Genomic DNA, 19085 nt, shown 5'->3' with positions numbered 1-19085 from the left:
TCGTTCTCCTTTTCAGTTTCGTCACTAAAAAGGATAGTATATTTTGAGGGTGCTGGCAATGGATTTTTCCATTTTATGCTTGGTTTTTTAAAGGCCGGTCTGCATTGATTTTAGTATACCAGAAACACTTCTATATAATCTACTGTGTATTGTGCTAATTCTTTTGTATTAGTTTCATCTGATAATAGCGTATTAACCATTTGATATGACATTCTCTGAACATTTCCAAACTTGGATTCGTGATTTTTTTTGCAAATCCCAAACAAATATTTATCGTCTTTTACTAATTTTTTCCAATAACTATACATTTGTTTTTTAGATGTAATTTCTATTCCATCTTTACCTATAGCACCACACTCAGAAAACTTTTCACTTTTAATAGCATTTTCTGTGGTCAATAATCTCACATTTGCAACTCTTACATTATTGCCATATCTATCTGCCACTTGAGCAGTTTCATAATCAGTACCATATTTATCTTTAAGAAATCTAACCACTCCTGTTTTGAATGCACATGCTTTGAACATATGTTGTCTAAGCAAATAATAATTATCTCCCTCTTCATAATATTCTTCATCTAAAAGAGCCATTCCATCCCACAAAATATTCTTAACTCTATCTCTTCTACTTATAGCAACACATTTTTGTTTAGCTTCCTCACCATCTAAATAATCTTCCATTTCAACGCTTATAATATCCGTATCCATATAACTTTCTAAATCGTTCAATACAAGAATACTTTTTACATTTATTTCTATATTTCTTTCAATATGACTTGCAGTAAGACTTCTATAGGCTTGGAACTCTACAACCTTAGTTTCGCCCTGCGGTAATGTTAATCCCATGTTCTGCCACTTAACAATATCATTATATATAGCTTCTGAAATGAAAATAGAATCTCCAACTCTTGATTTTGCAGGAGTTCTGAACCAAAACTTATATGTAATTTCCTCTTTAACTACTATTCCCTTTGAAGTATGTGTATGCGTTAATGTAAATCCATCTTGATATAATTTCTCTCTAAGTCCTTCTTTATTCCACTCATTCTGTTCAATTTTAATTAGTGCATCTAATTCTACTAATTTATTTTTATTAGTTTGAATTTCTTTATTTGCTAATACTAGTAATTTTTCAATTGCAATATTCTTATCTTCTTTAGCAATATCTTTATTTTTCTTAATCTCATTTTTACGTACAGTAACATTTTTTTTATAAACTTTGATATTATCCTTTTGTACCTTTAATTGTCTTTTTAATTCTTTAAGTTTCTCTGTATCAAATCCATAATTAAAATTTACACCAATTATTTCTTTAGATTTATTCCCTGTAAAATCTGTATGTAATCTGCTTAATTTTTCTTTTAATAAAGAATGTGGTAATACAGTTTTATATTCCAAATCTATATTCCACCCATTTTGTATTTTTAATATGTCTGAACCCTCAAGTCTCATTATTTTTATATCATTATTTTTATTATTTGTATTCATTATTAATAAGCCCTCCTCGTTTAGGGATCTAAATGTCCCACTATTTTAAATCTCGCTGCATTCTATGTAAATATGTATCCCTTTAAGAGAATGTAGTGTTTGAGGGGAATTAACCCCTCTATGTAATTTTAAAATGGATTTCTCCCATAAGAAATTGTGTGTTTGTATTCATCGTTGCCACAGTAAATATCTGATTTATCGTCGTCTTCTAAATCCTCTTTATCCATATATGGTGAAAAATCTACTATTGGATTATGTCTATTAGTTTTAACATTTGCTTTTACAATTCTATCTGCTATTGGTGGAGTTATTATTGGTGTTACTAATGGTGAAGTTTTTCTTTGACTTGCTAACGAACCTTTTCCTTTTGCTGTAGGTTCTATATATTCTTCTTCAGCTAATTCCTCTGGAACGTACTTTTCTTTAATAGTTCCATCCCTTTTTATTGTAAGAAATTTAGGATTTTTAAGTTCCTTATCTCTACTTTTAACAAAATTTAAATAGTTAATTTCTAGTTCATGTAATTCATTAAATTGTTCTTCAGATAAACTTTCCTTAGTATCAAATTCATAAATTTCATTATCTTTTTTATATTGATTTATTAATTGTTTAAGTCGTCTTTGTTTATCTTGTTGTTCTTTATCAGTTTGCCTTGCAAATTTACTACTTAACTTAGCACTCTTAATTTTCATAAATGTATCAAACTCAACTTTATTTTCATATCTGCAATATACATTAGAAGTGTTTTTATACATATTATCTTCTATCGAACCACCAGCATTTCCAATTAACAATAATTGTTCTTCTATAAATATTTTATTATCAGGTGCTAAAGTGGAGTTTTCTATTCCTGTTTTTTGTTCTATGTAATCCATTCCCCCATAATAACATAGGTATCCTTCACCTTCTGTACCATCCTTTTCTTTTCCGTGAAATCCATTTACAATAAATGAAAAATGAGTAATTAACTCTGATACACTATTCTTTTTACCTTTGGAATATGTAAGCATTTTATCAATTTCTGTATCATAAACCATTATAAATTTATCTTTCAATGGTTCATCTTTACGAATACAGTAATATACATTATTGTTATCTATTTTACTTAGATTTTCTATTTGATTGCAATTACTATCTGAGCAAACCGTAAATAAATTGTCATTTAACATTCTAATAGCATTTTTGATATTTTTAACCATTACACTATTATTTTTTACATCTACTTTTAATATAGAACATATCCCATTTATACTAAAATTGAATGTATTTCTTGTAGTAAGATTTCTAAGCATTATACTATATACCATCAAACTAACTGTTCCATACTTCTGTAGTAGAGTTTGTTCTTGTGAACTATAAAACCATTCCTTTTCTAACATTACATAAAAATTATTATTTACCATTATACGACCTCCATTATATTTTATTTATTTGTTTGTTCTTGATATGAGAATAAAAAGTAATTGATTCCATTAACAGGTCTGATTTTTCAAACAGGTATATTTCTTGTGAAGGATTATATATATCTTGTGACTTAGAATAATTAAATCCTAAATTATATAGATATTCCCTCTGACGTTTATTTTTAACTACATACATGACATAACCTCCTAAAATTATAATTATAAATATGAGAAAGAAAGAAAATGTAAAAATGTATCAAGTCTTTGCGTAAGCAAAACACGCACCTCTTTAGAGTGCTTATAAAAAATTCTTTTTTATTTTATGATTTTTCTTATTACTTGGTTTTTCTTATTACACTCCTAATATCAACGACATCTAGTGTACACACTCCTCTTTTCGACTAGTGTAAATACTATATCTCGTGTATACACTACTAGTGTATTTACTATATCTAGTATTTAGCAATATTGATATTGTTAGTGGAGGTTGGTACTAAGCCATTTAACACTGGTCATCTATTTACTATATCTAGTATTTATAATGAGTAGTGCATATTTAATTTTCTAAGAACCATCTTTTTTAAAATGCCACGGTATCAAGACTTCTCGTTGTGTTCCATTGACCCCAACGACATTTTGCTAAAAGGGTTTTTCCGTTGACCTTATTAAAAATTCTTATCATTTTTTATACTAATAGTTCTAATATCTTTTGCATTCATATCTTCTACATTTGCACATACTGGCATTATTATTAAATTCTTAATATTGTTATAGTATTGAGCCTGACAATCTTGTTTTTTATTATAAAGTTTAATTAAATCTTTTGGTTCTATGTTGCATCCAATATTCCAAGTCCTATTAATCATAATTTGTTTTCTTGTTTCTTTATCTTTTGTATAAACATCTATGTAATTAACTTCCATAAATTTATCTAATCCATTTTTCCTTGGTGCAAATTTAAACTCATTTGTTATAGTAAAATAATTCTTATCTTCTTGTTTTATAAACCTATCCTGATTGCTTATTTTTTTAATTTTTTCAATTGCTTCGGTAAATTCCCATAAATAATCTGCTAAATAATCATGTAGTTTTTTATAAGTTTTAAATTCATTATTTTGTATTCTTTTATAGAGTTCAGTTTTCATATATCCTTTGTAACAATCGTGACCCGTATAACCATCTACGAATTGTAATACTGCTAAGAATATAGGGCTGGCATCCACATTTTTATCTGTTATAAATCTTTTACACTTATATTCCCATTGTTCTTTTACAAAACAATGGATTAATTCATGCCTAATTACCATTTTTATTTTATTATAATAAATTTTTCTTTGCCAACTTTGATGCAATTTCTGAGAACCCCATATGTAAATTTTAGTAATATATATTATGTGTTTAAGATTTCCTTCGTCCCAAACATACAGCCCTAAAGTGTCTGTTTTGTCTTCTTTATCGAATACTTTTTCTCTAATTTCAAAATCTTCCCATAAGAATGATTTTTTTTGATGAGGAAAGCATTTCTTCCTAAGATACTCTAATTCTTCTATTAAAGCCTTGTCCAATATCGCCTGTCGATTTGTTTTACATGACCTCTTTATATAATCTAATTTCATAATTGATAATCTCCTCCGTTTTGATTTTTTATTGTTTTAGGTGTAGCCAATTTTGGAACTACTCACAACCATTTGGAATCACTCAATCGCTAAAAGTGTTTTCCCATTGACTTAAAATAATTTATACGCACTATTTTTAAATTAAATACGCACTTTCTATTGACATACTTCTGATTTTACGTTAATATATTGGTAATGAGTTATGCATGTTGAATAAATATTGTTCTTCTCCTTTCATATTATTTTGTTGATTGAGTTGAATAAAGTTTGAATAAGTTGTCAATGATATAAATATAATGGTATTGGGAATAGTGTCACCTATCCCCTTGTTTTATTACTTCTTTATAGTACTATCTTAGGTAAATTAAGTCAAGCCTTTTTTGTGTTTTTTGTAATTATTTTGATACTTGTGGTTGCTTAATTGACCAAACAATCGGTGAATCCGTGGCTAATACTTCTTTACTTGGCACTACTGCTACTAATGTTAGAGCCATCAAACCTCCTGCTACTACTCTTTTTAAATTCCTTTTTGTTTTCTTGTTCATCATATTAATGAACCTCCTATATTTTATATTTAAACTAGAATTAACTAGCTTATTGCATATTAATTACATCTTGTCTCATATCTTTTAGTAGAGTTTCCTTGATTTTATTTGTATCTCTTTCATTAAACTCCATTTTTTCTATTAAGCTTATTAGATACTTCATTTTAGGCAAATTATTTTTTAACCTATAGATGTTGAAAATCATTTCAATTCTACTTGCTGTTTTACCAACTTTTTTATAGTATTTACATAGATTTTTAAATATTTGGATTGCTCCATCTATATCACCTATATTTTCATAACAGTTTGCAAGTCTCCATAAACTATAGCTGTATTTTGGACTTAAAGTGTTTCTCAAACTTGGTACATACTTTAAACTTTCCCTAGCATCATCTAATGCTACTTCCTTATTGCCAAGTTTACTAAACATTAGTGAGCGGTGATAAGTGCTGTGCCATAAAAAATCATTACGATTTTCAAGTGATGAATTACTTGCCAATTTTATTGATTCATTACATAGAATAATAACTTGTTCATATTTATTTTCTACTGCTAAATTACATATATTGTTTCTAAGATTACCTAATTTACTTTCATTGCCCATTTTTAAAACTCCTTTCTCAAGAAAGTTTTCCATTTGCTCTATATCTGTGTTTATAAAATTATTACTAAGCTGGAATTGAATTTCAAGATTTTTTTCAACCTCTAATTTAGTGAATATATCTTTTACGTCAGTTAATTTATATAATAAATCTGTTTTAGGCAATGTTAGAATGGTTTCACAAGCTATTTGAGATGGTTTAAGTAGTTCTATATCCACTCTGCTTTTATATGAATTTAATTTAGACGTTATAATACAACAGTGAACTGATTTATGTTTATTATTCATTTTAAAATTTGATATAATAACCACAAAGTGATTTTCTAAATTGTATTTTGAACAATCTGCCATCCAAATTTCCCATCTAAAATAATTTGGTCTACTCATTCTTAACATTCTCCTTAAAATTCTAGCATTGCTAGTTTAATTATTTTTTTACTTTACACTACTGCATTGCAAATAGCGTTTGATTATATTACTGCTTTTAAATTACTTATTAAAATAATTTCATAGTCTTCTTCTTCGCCAGTGACCTCAATTACACCATCAGAAACAACGTAAAATCCTTCTTCGACTTCTCCACCCTCGCAAATCCAATCAAAAACCGTATCCCTGCTTACAAGAGTTTGTACCCATACTGGAAATCCTTTTTTTATTACCATTTGATTAATTTCTTCTTGTGTTCCCACTCTGTGTATTTCCTCTGTTACCAACATGTACCCGAATAATTTTTTCATTTTTAACATTAATAATTCCCCCTAATTTAGTTTTCAAATAACAATATTAAATATTTTATTCTGACCATTCATTTCTTCTACAGTGCTTCAAACCGCTTACAGTAGGCTCTACACCGTTCAATTTGCACTTTTTACATAGTCTAATAAGATATATACTGACATTTTCGTGACCTCCTAGTTGATATTTAGAAGGATTTAATGCTATAATCTAATTGCGAGTTAGTGCTTAACATTTATCCTTCGGGTTGGTGTTAGGTGCTTTTTTATACTTCGTAAACCTTACCTTGTACGTTATCCTTATCTCCCCTTACTTGAGGTTTAATCCATATCTTTTCCCCACTCTGATATGTTCTCCAATGCCCTCTAACTGTCCAACCAAATGTATGTCTCTCATATTCTCTTTTTTCTTCTTCTGTAGGTGTTTGTATATGTCCTGTGTTCAATGTTATTATTGTTTGTTTTGTAAGTTTCACTTTTGGTTTCTTACCTGCTCTTTTGTCCTTTTTAGATTGTACTTTTTGAGTGTAAGTTTTAGTTTGTTTTATAATGTGTTCTTGATTAAGTTGAGAATAAATTAAAATTGAAATATATTTAAATATTGGTTCTGCAAAATGGAATCCTAGGTGCTCTTGATAATTATTATCGTATTTTGATTTCATATATTCTATGAATTCATTAGATACTGGCATATTATTCATTTCCATCTTATCAATGTTTTCCTTACTATAAAATAGTGATAACCCATCTTGTAATTTTATAAAAAAATCTTCTCCTCCACAAAAGTGCTTTATTTGTTTCATATCTTCAAAATATCCATACTTTGCAATATATACTTTGTCTTCTATGTTTTTAAAATGAACTAATGAAAATAAATAATTGGATTTAGTACTGTTTATTTTTATAATTCCTTCATTGATTGTATGCCTAATATTGTCTTTGTTTTTCACTATTAAATCTTTATTTTTAAAACACCATTGTTCTATTTTTTCATATTCTTCATTTGTAACCTCAATTATATCCAACTTTTCTAAATCAGCTAAAACTAACCCTTTCACTTTTACACCCCACTCATTTATTTAAGGTTGCTACCCCTTTATAAGCTATAAGTTCCAACATAGGAATTAACTGTTTGTTTTGTTAATTCGTATATTCTTAGTATATATGATAATTATTATAATGTCAACATGATAATAAAATATATTTTAAATGAATTTAATTATCACATATATGGTATAATAATTAACATGGAGGGGTTGTATAAGATGGTAAAAGTAAAGGTAATGGCTATATTAGAATCTAAAGAACGTAATATTAGTTGGCTTTCTAAAAAGTGTGATATTGGTTATAATACGATGTATAATTTTTGTATGGGTAAAACAAATGCAGTAGGTTATAATTTAGTGGAATCAATTTGCGATGTGCTAGAGTGCAGAATAGAAGATATATTAGAAATAGTTAAAGAAAAAGAGTAAGCTTTTTTAATGAGCTTGCTCTTTAAATTTTCCTATTTGTAGTTAATCTCTATGCCCATATGATTTTTACTAATTCAAATAATAATTTTTGCCGTTCTTCTATAGCCTCCTTATCGAAATTTTTTATTGCTCTAAAATTTAAATCATACTTTTCTATAAAATCACTAAAATTTTTATTACGATGATAAAAGTCTTCTGTTAACGTCCTTGCCCATAAATTACCATGTGAGTACGTCTTTAACTTTTCATTATATTTTTCTTTCCCACTCGATTGATTGTCTCTTCCTTTCATTAATAACAATGAACCTAAATAGTTCCTTTGCGTATAAAATAACTCTTCATTTTTATTAAATATTTCTTTATTTTCATCATTATCAGCTAATATATGTTCTATATGATATCCATTTATTGAACCTGTATTTCTTATTAAATTATAAGATTTATCATATTGATTAATATCTAATTTTTTAGCAATAAAATTATCAACTCTAGTAAAAAAATATCTTAAAAATGTAACTCCTAGGCTGTTACTAGCTTCTTTAAACAAAGTCCATTGAAACGGGTTACGTATATTTATGTTCTTAGTAGCGTTAATATCATTGACAAGCTGAGTATTAAAGATATTTTCTATATCTTTAATATTTTTATTCCTTATATTAGTATTCAACCGTATTATAGATTCTGTAAAATTATTACTATCGTAACATCCTAATAATTGCAATAGTGTAAAATATTTATCAAACATTTTTGCTACAAACTCTATTTTTTCTTTTACATCTTCTTCCTCTTTATTTATTGAAGATAAAACTAATAGATATTGTCTATCTTGATTATTCATAGAGTTATAAAACACATGTGAATTTTCATTTTTAGCATAATCAGTTATCATTTTATAATATAACTTACAATAGTAATTAAAATCTTCTTTTATAAATTTTTTAACCATAACTGAGTTATTTTTTAGATTTAATTTTTCATTCCATTTAGTAGAAAATATAGTTTTGTTATATTCTCCGTCAATTTCTTTAGAATCTGCACGAGTGTCAGTATATTTAGCTCTAAAATAAAATCTAAAGAAATTATCTACTTCCTTTTCATCTATATTTTGAAGTTTATTTATATTTTCTGTCCATATTGCGTTATACTGATGAATTTCATTTTTATCCAGTTGTCCTAATAATTGTCCCTTAAAAACTTCATATGGTTTTAACCTTTCACCTCTATCATTTATTACTTCAAACACCATAGAAACATCTTTATAATCTTCAATTTCTATATTAACTAAATATAATCTTTTTAATATAAAAAGTACAATTGCTTCAAATTTATGCTCTGAATCTATTTTTTTTGTTAAATATTCTCCAATGTAAATATAATTATCATACATGTTTTTTATACTTAAATCATTAGCATTTTCTAAGTTGATAAGGTTGTCATCTCCACCATGTAAAACATCAAGAGGCTCACACCTATTATTATCACCCATCCAATATGATTTCCCTTCTACTCCTACACCATAAATTTTAGCTTGTAGCCATTCTGTCCTATTGGGTAATTTATAAAATTCAGATAAGTGATACAGCTTTATTAGGATTAGTGTTAGTGTAGTAAATCTTTGTTGTCCATCTACAATATATATTTTTCCGTTGTATGTATTTGTCATATACGCACTTAGATAATACCAACTAAAATTACTTATAGATTCTATATTTATGTCTATTTCTTTTGTATATTCATTTTCAAATTTATAAAAGATATCATCTAATAATCTTTCCACCTGATTTTTAACCCACTTATATTCTCTCTGATAAAAATCTATATAATACTTCTTATTAGTAAAAATATCGTCTATAGTTATCTGCTTTGGTATTATAGCCATTTTATTCAACCACCTTATTATTATTGGATTCTGTATATCAAAAATTTCTTAGTTATAGCCTCCAATTTCTCTTTAGTTTGACCATTTATTATCATATAATAGCATATAATGGCGTATTATGCAACTAGACAATAAAACAATACAAAATGCTCTCATTTGCTCTCATTTTGTATTGTTTTATTGTTCTTGCTCTATTACCATCTGTGTAGATAACTCTTTTTGGGTTTTTAGAAGTGAATTATCCACATCTAAACTTCTTTTACCTTCACTACCTTTTCTAATTCTATAAATTTTTTCTAATTCAACTATACATTTAGCCATTTTCATTTGACGTATTAGAAATATCTAAACATTGTGTGCCAGACCCTACCGAGTGATAATACCCTATGTGCCAGTGTCCACAGGGTATCGGATTATCTCCCAATACCTTAATTTATTATTTCTCAAAATCCACTATTTTTTATTTTTTGTTAAATTAAAACCTCTATGAATGGTATAGAACGGTAGGCAAAATGATGAATCTTACGTTTCTGTAATGATTATGATTAATTGTATGAAAATGTAATTTAAAACGTCTCAAAATCGTTCCTATTTAGTGACCTCACGCAAACGTTGGTATTACTAGCTTTCAGTTTAAAGTGAACCCTACAAACGTGATAAAATGGTTAAGCTTGGGTTCTCAGATTTTTTTATAAGATACTATTAAATTTATCCGCCTATAGAGTTAAGTTTTAGTTATTAAAAAGGTTATAGTTATTAGTATCGCACCAATGTCACCACTCCTCTCCGTAATTAATGTCGTATAGGGTTGCAAGAAGTGTCGTGGGGTCACAAAAAAAATAATTTTATCTCTAATTTATAATCAAAATCTACTATATTTAAGGTAGTTGATTAGAAATTACAAATAAAATTGTATTAATTTATAAATAGAAATAAAATAAAAGGCAACAGAAATACACCTACATATTGATACCTAAAAAAAACTAGGGTATAATAAAGGTGTTGATAAATGAATAATTAAAGCTATTTGCAGTAGGTTTAATCTTATATTTGTTTTTCAAAGACCGCAATGTTCTAAGTGTACACTTTAGCTATCCCTCATATCAGATGGATGGCTAATTTATTTTTTGATTCTAATTCATTCCCACCCTAATAATTTCTTTTCTAATTCATCAAAGTTATATTCTCTTTGAGGATAATCATTCCAATTATCTTGTTTTTTCTTATTCCCAAATTTTTGTCTTAGTTCGTTAACTTTTTTTACAGCCTTTTCTGATTTTTGTGAAATTATTTTCTTTAGCATTGTGTAAAGATTACTTGTTCCTATTCTTAATTCTACTAGAATATAGCCTAATTGCTTCAACTTTTTAAGACTTCTTTGTATAGTCCTAATTGAGCGATTAATAGCTTGTGCAAGAGTTTTCTGAGAAGGGAAACAACTATCTTTATCGCCCCAACAAGTTGATTGTAAGACAATATAGAGAGTTTTGTCGGTATTATTAAGGTTAGTATCAAATAAAAATTCTTTATTTATATTAACATAACCTTGGGAGTTCGATTCTATAAATTTGCTTTTAGACATAGTTATTTCCCTCCCCTCTTAATATTTACATATTTTCCTTTATTGCTTTTGGGTTGCATCAATTCCAATGGATTAACCGAATCAAAGTCCTTTTGTAAATCCACCAGAAATAAATCCATATACTCCTTTACGGTTGATAAATCTGCATGGCCTAAAATTTGCTGTAATCTAAATGGGTCACCCTTTCCATTTATAATCCAAACCTTTGCAAAAGTATGTCGCCATAAATGTATTCCTGTTCGCATTACACCACGCCTATTATTGTATTTTATTAGACTATGTTGAATTGCGTTGTTTGTAAGCTTATCCCCATATCTACTGCAAAATAACCAATCTTCTTCTTCCTCTGCATTTCTAATATCAATATATTCTTTCAGTACATTTACAAGAGTTCGTGAAACTGGCACTATTTGATGATATCTATTTTTAGTTGTAGTATAATGTAATAATTGATTCTTTAAATCAACATCACATATTTTTAAATTGATTAGTGTTCTAACCCTCATACCTGTGGCTAAAAGTGTATTGATAACAGTCCAATCTCTAAAATTAACAAACTCGGATTCATTTAAATCGGGCTTTACAAGTAATATTTTTATTTCCTGTTCTGTGTATGTTTCTTTAATCTTCTTGTCTTGCTTCATAGAAGGGATTTTAAATTCTTCTAAGTAACCCATTTTCATAAAGTAATATAACATTACCCTTACACCATTTATTGCAGTATTAAAAGATATAGAGCTTTCTAATTCTGTATTTCTAAGATTTAATATAAAATAATCTACTGTTTGCTTTGTAATATCCTTTACCAAATTATCATCATCATAAAATTTAGTAAACCGATTATAAGATTCCTCATAGAAAGTTAGTGTTGCATCTGCTAAATTTTTAACTCTACAATGCAATAAAAATTCTTTGAATGCATCTTTTAATGTTTTTTTTGATAAAGGCTTAATTGTTAATTGTTTTTTCATTTATATCCCATCCTCGCACAACAAAAAACAAAATAGACCACCAAATTAAAAATCTCGAAAGAAATTTAATCATGTGGTCTATTTTATAAGTTTCATATCTATTTTATGAATATCAACAATCTAAAACACCTTCAAACCGTTGATACTATGCGATTTGGTCTGAGTGACAAGAGTTGAACTTGCGACCTCATGAACCCCATTCATGCGCGCTACCAACTGCGCTACACCCAGTTAACAACTTTATTATAGCATAAAATTTTAGATTGATTCAAGATTAAATTTAGTTTTGAGTTATAAGAAATGTTCCCTATAACTCAAAACTACTAAATAATAAAAAATATTATTATAGTATAATACATATCAAGCTTCCATTACCTTCATTTATAATTCTTTGTAGCGTCTTTTGAATTTTTATTTGAACATCATCAGGCATCTTAAATAATTTATTTTGAAGACCCTCTTTAACCAATACTTCTAAAGATTTACCAAACATATTACTCTGCCAAATTTGAGATTTATCGTTCTCAAACTGTTCTAAGATTGAATTATAGAATTCTTCACTTTGCTTTTCTGTACCCATAATAGGAGATACTTCTGTGGTTATATTAGCCTTAATAAAGTGTAACGACGGTGCTGAAGCCTTTAGTTTAACTCCATATCTACCACCATGCTGTACTATCTCAGGCTCTTCTAAGGTCATTTCTGAAAGCTGTGGTGCCACTAATCCATAGCCTTTTTCTTTAACATCTCTTAGTGCATCTGCAATTTTATCATATTCCACTTTTGCTTTAGAGAATTCGCCCATTAATGTTAATAAATCATTTTCACCTTTTATTTCGCAATCACAAGTTTCACCTAGTATTTTGTAAAATAATTCGTGTTTAGGAATTATATTAACTCTAGCAGTGCCTTCTCCCATATTCATTTCATCAAGTCTTGCAGAGTCTAAAAAGTCGACCTCCTTAAAACTGAGTAGAGATTTATTTATGTCCCTAACTTTAAAAATATCCTTGCACATATCTTTTAAGAACTTCATAAAATTAATTTTCACCCAATGCTTAGAACTTAAATTTTCAATCCATTCAGGCATATCTATGTTAATTTCTTTAACTGGGAATTCTCTAAGAATTCTTTGGAATATATTAGCTATATCCTCTTCTTTCATATTTAGTACATCCATAACTTGAACTGGAACATCGTATTTTTCTTCCAATTCTCTTGCTAAAGATTCTGTTTCAGGAGCAGCTGCATTTTTAGAATTTAACACCACTATGAAAGGTTTATTAATGGCTTTAAGCTCATCAACTACTCTTTTTTCAGCTTCTAAATATTCTTCTCTTTTTATACCTGTAATAGAACCATCTGTAGTAATTAAAAGACCAATAGTTGAATGCTCATTTATTACTTTTTTTGTTCCAAGCTCTGCCGCTTCCTCAAATGGAATCTCATAGTCGTACCAAGGAGTTGTAACCATTTTAGGTGTTTCCCCTTCTTCGTATCCTACCGCTCCTTTAACAATATATCCAACACAATCAACCATTCTAACTTTGAGTTTAGTACCACCATCAAAATCAATTTCAACTGCTTCGTTGGGTACAAATTTAGGTTCAGTGGTATGAATTGATTTTCCTGAACCACTTTGAGGAAGTTCATCTTTTGCTCTTTCTTTTTTATGAGGATTATCTATTCTAGGAATTACCATAAGCTCCATAAACCTTTTTATAAATGTTGATTTCCCAGTTCTTACTGGACCTACAACACCTACATAAATATCCCCTTGCGTTCTCTCTGCTATATCTTTGTATATATCAAAATTATCCAAGATATACCCTCCCAATAATTATTATTACCATTATAAATATATTTTATATAACAATAAATTATTACTACAGATTGAAAATATATAAAAAACCCAGTTTTTCATTAACTTCTTAATGAAAAACTGGGTTTTACTATTAATGACTTTATAAAATGTGGTTAAACCTCATCTTTTTTATTTCTTGACATAAGTTCATGTACTCCATCTTTAGGGTCTTTACCTTCAAATAGTACTTTGTAAAGCACATCTGTAATAGGCATAGAAACTTGCGCTTTTTCTTTAAGTTCATAAAAAGCTCTTGTGGCTTTTATACCTTCAACCACCATTCCTATTTCCTCGCAAGCTTTCTCCATTGGAACACCCTTTCCAATTAAAATACCGGCTCTTCTATTCCTACTATGCATACTAGTGCAAGTTACGATAAGATCGCCCATACCTGTTAATCCATAGAAAGTTTCAGTTTTACCGCCAAGTACAGTTCCTATTTTTATAATTTCACTCATTCCTCTTGTCATAAGTGCAGCCTTAGAATTATCACCGTAGCCTATTCCATCTGACACGCCTGCTGCTAGTGCAATAATGTTTTTAACTGCTCCACCTATTTCTACTCCAATAATGTCTTCATTAGTGTAAACTCTAAATTTACTGGTCATAAATACATCTTGAACTATCTTTGCATACTCCATTTTTTTAGAAGTAACTACTACTGTTGTAGGTATCTCTAAGGCAACCTCTTCTGCATGACTAGGACCTGAAAGTATTACTATAGGGTTACTCGGAATTTCTTCTTCTATAACCTGTGAAATTCTTTTTGATGAATGTTCTTCGATTCCTTTTGCAATGCTAACCACAATTTGATTTTGTTTTAAGTGTGGTGATATCATCACACTTAATTCTCTTATTGCATGGGATGGAACTGATAACACAATTATGTCGCTATCACATATAGCCTTTTCTATATCAATAAATGCTGTTACTCCTGCTGGCACGATAACCTTGGGTAAATATTTAACGTTTTCTCTTTTGATGTTAATATCATCAATAACACTAATTTTTCTGTCCCATATGTTAACATTAATTCCTTTTTTGGCAAGCATTATAGACAATGCGCTACCGAAACTACCACCACCTAAAAAAGCAACTTTTAACATTCTATTCCTTCCTTTCCCTAAATATAAGCTTTATACCTGTTCCTAAAAATTCAAAGCTATTTCTCAATTGATTTTCTAAATATCTTTCATAAGAAAAATGCAATAAATTTTCATTATTTACAAAGAACACAAATGTTGGTGGTTTAGACGCTACTTGAGTAACATAGAATATTTTTAATCTCTTATTTGCTACTGTTGGAGGTTCTTTCATTAATACAGCCTTATTTACAACCTCATTCAGTATGCCTGTAGAAATTCTTTTCGAATAATTTTCATAGCATTCTTTTATTGTTGAAAGCACCTTATGCACTCTTTGGCCTGTTTTTGCAGATATAAATAAATATGGTGCATATGCCATAAAGTTTAACCCTGCTTGTATTCTCTTTTTATACTCAAGCATAGTTTTATCATCTTTTTCAATAAGATCCCATTTATTTACTATTACTAAAATAGCTTTTTTCATCTCATGAGCATACCCTATAATTTTCTCATCTTGATCACTTAATTCCTCTGTAGCAGTTAACATAAGTATAACTACATCAGCTCTCTCCACTGCTGCTAAGGATCTAATAACACTATATCTTTCAATTCCTTCTTCTACTTTGCTTTTTCTTCTTATTCCTGCAGTATCTATAAGGACAAATTTTCCTTCCTGCGTTTCAATTTTACTATCAATTGCATCTCTAGTTGTACCTGCGATATCAGTTACTATATTTCTTTCTTCTCCAAGCATTCTATTTATCAATGATGATTTACCAACATTCGGCTTACCTACCACTGCAACTTGAATATATTCTTCATCTTCTGCTAGTGAATAGACACTATCAAAATGCGTTACTACCTCATCTAACATATCTCCAAGTCCAAGTGCTTGAGTTGCAGAAATAGCAAAGGGTGTTCCTATACCTAAATTATAGAATTCAAAGGCATTTGCTTCTAGTTGAAGATGATCTATTTTATTTACAACCAATACTATTGGTTTTTTGCTTTGTCTAAGCATTTGAGCAACTTCATAATCTGCACCTGTAAGGCCCTGCTTACCGTCTACAATAAATATTATAACATCTGATGTTTCTATAGCTATTTGTGCCTGTCTTCTCATTTGTGCTAAAATAATATCTTGACTTTCAATTTCAATACCACCTGTATCAATCAGTGTGAAATTGTGTCTAAGCCAATCCGCATCTGCATACACTCTGTCTCTTGTTACACCTGGTTTATCATCAACTATTGATATTCTTTTACCTGCTAACTTATTAAATAAGGTAGATTTACCTACATTAGGCCTTCCTACTATTGCTACTATTGGTTTTGCCATTATTCTGCCTCCCGACTATTTTGGTTTATTATATGGATTAAATCTTCTCCTGAATAATCACATATTAAAACTTTTATATTTAAACTTTTTTCTAAATCACTTACCGTAATATTATCTAAGAATATTTGCTGATCGTAATCTCCTAATTCATATCCACTTTTCAACATATTGCTAGGAATTATTATATAATCCCCTAGTTTTTCGTCCTTTAGCTGATTAATTATATCTTTTCCCGTTAAAAGACCTGCTACTGTAATAGTTTCTCCAAAAAAATGATTTACTATTTTTTTAACATTAATATTAATTTTGTTATTAGTTGTAGTGATTTTCTCAGCTACCTTTAGTATTTCTGCATAGGCTGATTGCCCTGTTATAAATGTGAATTTCCCACTATGATTTAGCTCAAGGTCTGCTACATCTTCATCAATAACGTTTCTAAGCATCCTTATCATACCAATTCCATCTTCTAACTGATCATAACCATCATAGAAATCTTCCTCTGGGACATCAATGCCTGCTGTAACGTAAAATTCATCTGACAACCTTACAAAAGGCGATCCGATTTCATTAATGTATTTTTCTTGTAATTCCTTTACGCATTCAATTTCTTGCCTTGCAGTATTTTCATCATACAAAGTCAAATTAAATAAGCCTTTTCTATACTTAGTTATCCCAACGGGTACAACCGCTAAATTTTCAATGCTTGGATAAAGTTTATATAAATCTTCAATTGTTTTTATAAGTTCAGGTCCATTATTAATGCCAGGACACGAAACCACTTGACAATTGATTTTAATTGAAGCTTCAGCCAGCCTCTTTAACCTATCATAAACATCTCCAGCAAATTTATTGTTTAACATTATCTTTCTAAGCTCTGCATCAGTAGTGTGAACTGACACATTAATAGGACTTATCTTATATCGAATTATTCTTTCAATGTCTTCTTCCTTCATATTGGTTAAAGTTACAAAATTACCTTGGAAAAACGATAACCTTGAATCATCATCCTTAAAATAAAGTGTTTCTCTCATTCCTTCTGGCAATTGATCAATAAAACAGAATATACATTTATTATGACAACTCTTTGGCTTATCCAAAATGGCATCAACAAATTGGATTCCTAAATCTTCATCATATTCCTTTTCAACTTCAATCTCCCAAACCTCACCGTCAGCCTTTTCAATCTCAATTGATATAAGTTCATCTGTAATTAAAAATTTGTAATCTATAATATCTATTACAGCATTGCCATTTATACTAATTAATCTATCTCCCACTTCTAACTCAATTTCTTCTGCAATACTTCCTGGAAGTATCTTAGATATCTGATTTTTCATTTTTACCTCCTGTTTAACAATAACCTTTCATGTAAAAGGCTTTATGAGGAATTAGAAATATTATACTAAAATTAAATATTTTTTTTAAGTATATAGTACTAAATATTTAATATTTAATTTAAAAAAACCAATTAGTTTAATAATAAATTATAGCATTCCATTAAGTTATATTACATGAATTCAATATTTAAGTCAACGTTATTAGTCTTTAAAAGAAGAAAAAGTGCATATATCGCAAATTTTGCGCTTTTTCACGTACTCCTACTAGAAAATTTGTGATTAATAAATAATTTACTACAGAATAAAAATACCTCCTAAGAAGGAGGTACTAAAATGCTTCTATGCAATATTTTCTTATAATCTTTTTACAATCTTCACTTTTAAAATACTGAAAAAGCTCCTTTAGACTATCTTTTTTTTCTTTGGAGTAACACATTTGTATTGGAAATCTTAAAGAATACAGTTTATTCTTTAAATTTGAGGTCGTAATGTCAATACCATTTAATTTTAAAAACACACTCTCTTTATTATACCACTGTCCAGGCATAAAACCTATAGCATTTTTATTCTGAGCAACAAAATTTTTCATTTCTTCTATACTTCCTACATACTGCATATTACTACTCATTTGTTCTTTTACAGGAGTATCCATTATTTTTATATTAAATTCATACTGAACTGAATTCATAATATTTTTAAAAGCTACAGGGACTATTGTTTTTGATTCACCCTTTAACTTTTCCCAGTTTACTATATTTCCGGTATATATTTTTTTCAAGTCAGAAGTTCCAATACTATTTACTTTATTAGTGGCGTTAACAATAATGCCAATACTATCATAAGCTAGCATCTCAGAATCAATTTCCTTATTATCTGACTGAACATATCCAATTAATATATCCACTTTAGAATTTTTCAGTTTATTAAAAGCACTTTCTCTGTCGACAGATTCCACAGTAACTACAGGGTCATTATTTAAATTATAATCCCGTACTAAATCATTTACCATGGGTAAAACTGTGTCCTCACAAATTATTCTAATGTTCTTAGGCTTCTGGTCTTTGGTTTCTGCATCTTTTTTGCATCCTACACCTAACATCGCAATTGTAATGCTAAAGATTAGCCAAAGTGTTTTCAATCTTTTTTTCTTCATAATCACTACTCCAC

Annotated in this window: 18 protein-coding genes and 1 tRNA gene; 1 reads left to right on the top strand and 18 read right to left on the bottom strand. The window is 28.7% G+C overall.

Going from position 1 to position 19085, the window contains the following annotated elements:
- Positions 1 to 110: 110 nt before the first annotated feature.
- The 8 genes from Ctaglu_RS21560 to Ctaglu_RS21530 all read right to left on the bottom strand — a co-directional run bounded on the left by Ctaglu_RS21560 (position 111) and on the right by Ctaglu_RS21530 (position 7444).
- Entirely contained in the window at positions 111 to 1487 is a 1377-nt protein-coding gene (locus Ctaglu_RS21560) for a hypothetical protein (protein WP_125005640.1), read from the bottom strand.
- A gap of 128 nt (positions 1488 to 1615) precedes the next feature.
- Positions 1616 to 2890 (bottom strand): hypothetical protein, encoded by a 1275-nt coding sequence (locus tag Ctaglu_RS21555; protein WP_125005638.1) that lies wholly within the window; start codon positions 2888 to 2890, stop codon positions 1616 to 1618.
- A gap of 13 nt (positions 2891 to 2903) precedes the next feature.
- Entirely contained in the window at positions 2904 to 3086 is a 183-nt protein-coding gene (locus tag Ctaglu_RS21550) for a hypothetical protein (protein WP_125005636.1), read from the bottom strand.
- A 469-nt stretch (positions 3087 to 3555) separates the two neighbouring features.
- The gene (locus Ctaglu_RS21545; protein ID WP_125005634.1) at positions 3556 to 4506 is read right to left on the bottom strand and encodes a hypothetical protein; all 951 of its coding nucleotides are present in this window, start codon (positions 4504 to 4506) and stop codon (positions 3556 to 3558) included.
- A 395-nt stretch (positions 4507 to 4901) separates the two neighbouring features.
- A complete protein-coding gene (locus Ctaglu_RS25550) occupies positions 4902 to 5054 on the bottom strand; it encodes a hypothetical protein (protein WP_185732906.1) in 153 nt (50 codons plus the stop codon).
- Positions 5055 to 5100: 46 nt separating this feature from the next.
- On the bottom strand, positions 5101 to 6039 hold the full coding sequence (locus Ctaglu_RS21540; protein ID WP_185732905.1) for a type II toxin-antitoxin system PemK/MazF family toxin: 939 nt from the start codon (positions 6037 to 6039) through the stop codon (positions 5101 to 5103).
- A gap of 83 nt (positions 6040 to 6122) precedes the next feature.
- On the bottom strand, positions 6123 to 6398 hold the full coding sequence (locus tag Ctaglu_RS21535; protein WP_125005630.1) for a hypothetical protein: 276 nt from the start codon (positions 6396 to 6398) through the stop codon (positions 6123 to 6125).
- A 254-nt stretch (positions 6399 to 6652) separates the two neighbouring features.
- On the bottom strand, positions 6653 to 7444 hold the full coding sequence (locus Ctaglu_RS21530) for a hypothetical protein (protein ID WP_125005628.1): 792 nt from the start codon (positions 7442 to 7444) through the stop codon (positions 6653 to 6655).
- Between the two features lie 207 nt (positions 7445 to 7651).
- Here Ctaglu_RS21530 and Ctaglu_RS21525 point away from each other — a divergent pair, with 207 nt between their 5' ends.
- Positions 7652 to 7861 carry a helix-turn-helix domain-containing protein gene (locus Ctaglu_RS21525; RefSeq protein WP_125005626.1) on the top strand — a complete coding sequence of 70 codons (210 nt, stop codon included), beginning with the start codon at positions 7652 to 7654 and terminating at the stop codon, positions 7859 to 7861.
- A 49-nt stretch (positions 7862 to 7910) separates the two neighbouring features.
- On the opposite strand, the gene Ctaglu_RS21520 is transcribed toward Ctaglu_RS21525, so the two are convergent.
- The 10 genes from Ctaglu_RS21520 to Ctaglu_RS21480 all read right to left on the bottom strand — a co-directional run bounded on the left by Ctaglu_RS21520 (position 7911) and on the right by Ctaglu_RS21480 (position 19071).
- Positions 7911 to 9740: a DUF262 domain-containing protein gene (locus tag Ctaglu_RS21520; RefSeq protein WP_125005624.1), complete on the bottom strand. Its 1830-nt coding sequence runs from the start codon at positions 9738 to 9740 to the stop codon at positions 7911 to 7913.
- Positions 9741 to 9917: 177 nt separating this feature from the next.
- The gene (locus Ctaglu_RS25545) at positions 9918 to 10061 is read right to left on the bottom strand and encodes a hypothetical protein (protein ID WP_207669514.1); all 144 of its coding nucleotides are present in this window, start codon (positions 10059 to 10061) and stop codon (positions 9918 to 9920) included.
- Between the two features lie 817 nt (positions 10062 to 10878).
- Positions 10879 to 11322: a helix-turn-helix domain-containing protein gene (locus tag Ctaglu_RS21515; RefSeq protein ID WP_125005622.1), complete on the bottom strand. Its 444-nt coding sequence runs from the start codon at positions 11320 to 11322 to the stop codon at positions 10879 to 10881.
- A gap of 2 nt (positions 11323 to 11324) precedes the next feature.
- Complete coding sequence (locus Ctaglu_RS21510) at positions 11325 to 12293, bottom strand: tyrosine-type recombinase/integrase (protein ID WP_125005620.1); 969 nt, start codon at positions 12291 to 12293, stop codon at positions 11325 to 11327.
- A gap of 155 nt (positions 12294 to 12448) precedes the next feature.
- Positions 12449 to 12524: transfer RNA gene (locus tag Ctaglu_RS21505), tRNA-Pro, on the bottom strand.
- A 112-nt stretch (positions 12525 to 12636) separates the two neighbouring features.
- Complete coding sequence (spoIVA, locus tag Ctaglu_RS21500) at positions 12637 to 14115, bottom strand: stage IV sporulation protein A (protein WP_125005618.1); 1479 nt, start codon at positions 14113 to 14115, stop codon at positions 12637 to 12639.
- Between the two features lie 155 nt (positions 14116 to 14270).
- On the bottom strand, positions 14271 to 15263 hold the full coding sequence (locus tag Ctaglu_RS21495; RefSeq protein ID WP_125005616.1) for an NAD(P)H-dependent glycerol-3-phosphate dehydrogenase: 993 nt from the start codon (positions 15261 to 15263) through the stop codon (positions 14271 to 14273).
- Between the two features lies 1 nt (position 15264).
- On the bottom strand, positions 15265 to 16581 hold the full coding sequence (gene der, locus Ctaglu_RS21490) for a ribosome biogenesis GTPase Der (protein ID WP_125005613.1): 1317 nt from the start codon (positions 16579 to 16581) through the stop codon (positions 15265 to 15267).
- The gene (locus Ctaglu_RS21485; protein WP_125005611.1) at positions 16581 to 17918 is read right to left on the bottom strand and encodes a DUF512 domain-containing protein; all 1338 of its coding nucleotides are present in this window, start codon (positions 17916 to 17918) and stop codon (positions 16581 to 16583) included. Before Ctaglu_RS21485 ends, der begins: the two co-directional genes overlap by 1 nt.
- Positions 17919 to 18246: 328 nt before the next feature.
- Positions 18247 to 19071, bottom strand: coding sequence for a substrate-binding domain-containing protein (locus Ctaglu_RS21480; RefSeq protein ID WP_125005609.1), 825 nt, complete (start codon positions 19069 to 19071; stop codon positions 18247 to 18249).
- Positions 19072 to 19085: the final 14 nt, after the last annotated feature.

It is taken from the genome of Clostridium tagluense, from assembly GCF_003865095.1.
Lineage (GTDB): Bacteria > Bacillota > Clostridia > Clostridiales > Clostridiaceae > Clostridium_AD > Clostridium_AD tagluense.
Note: the sequence above shows the minus strand (reverse complement) of the source record. Positions and strands in the feature narration are given on the sequence as shown.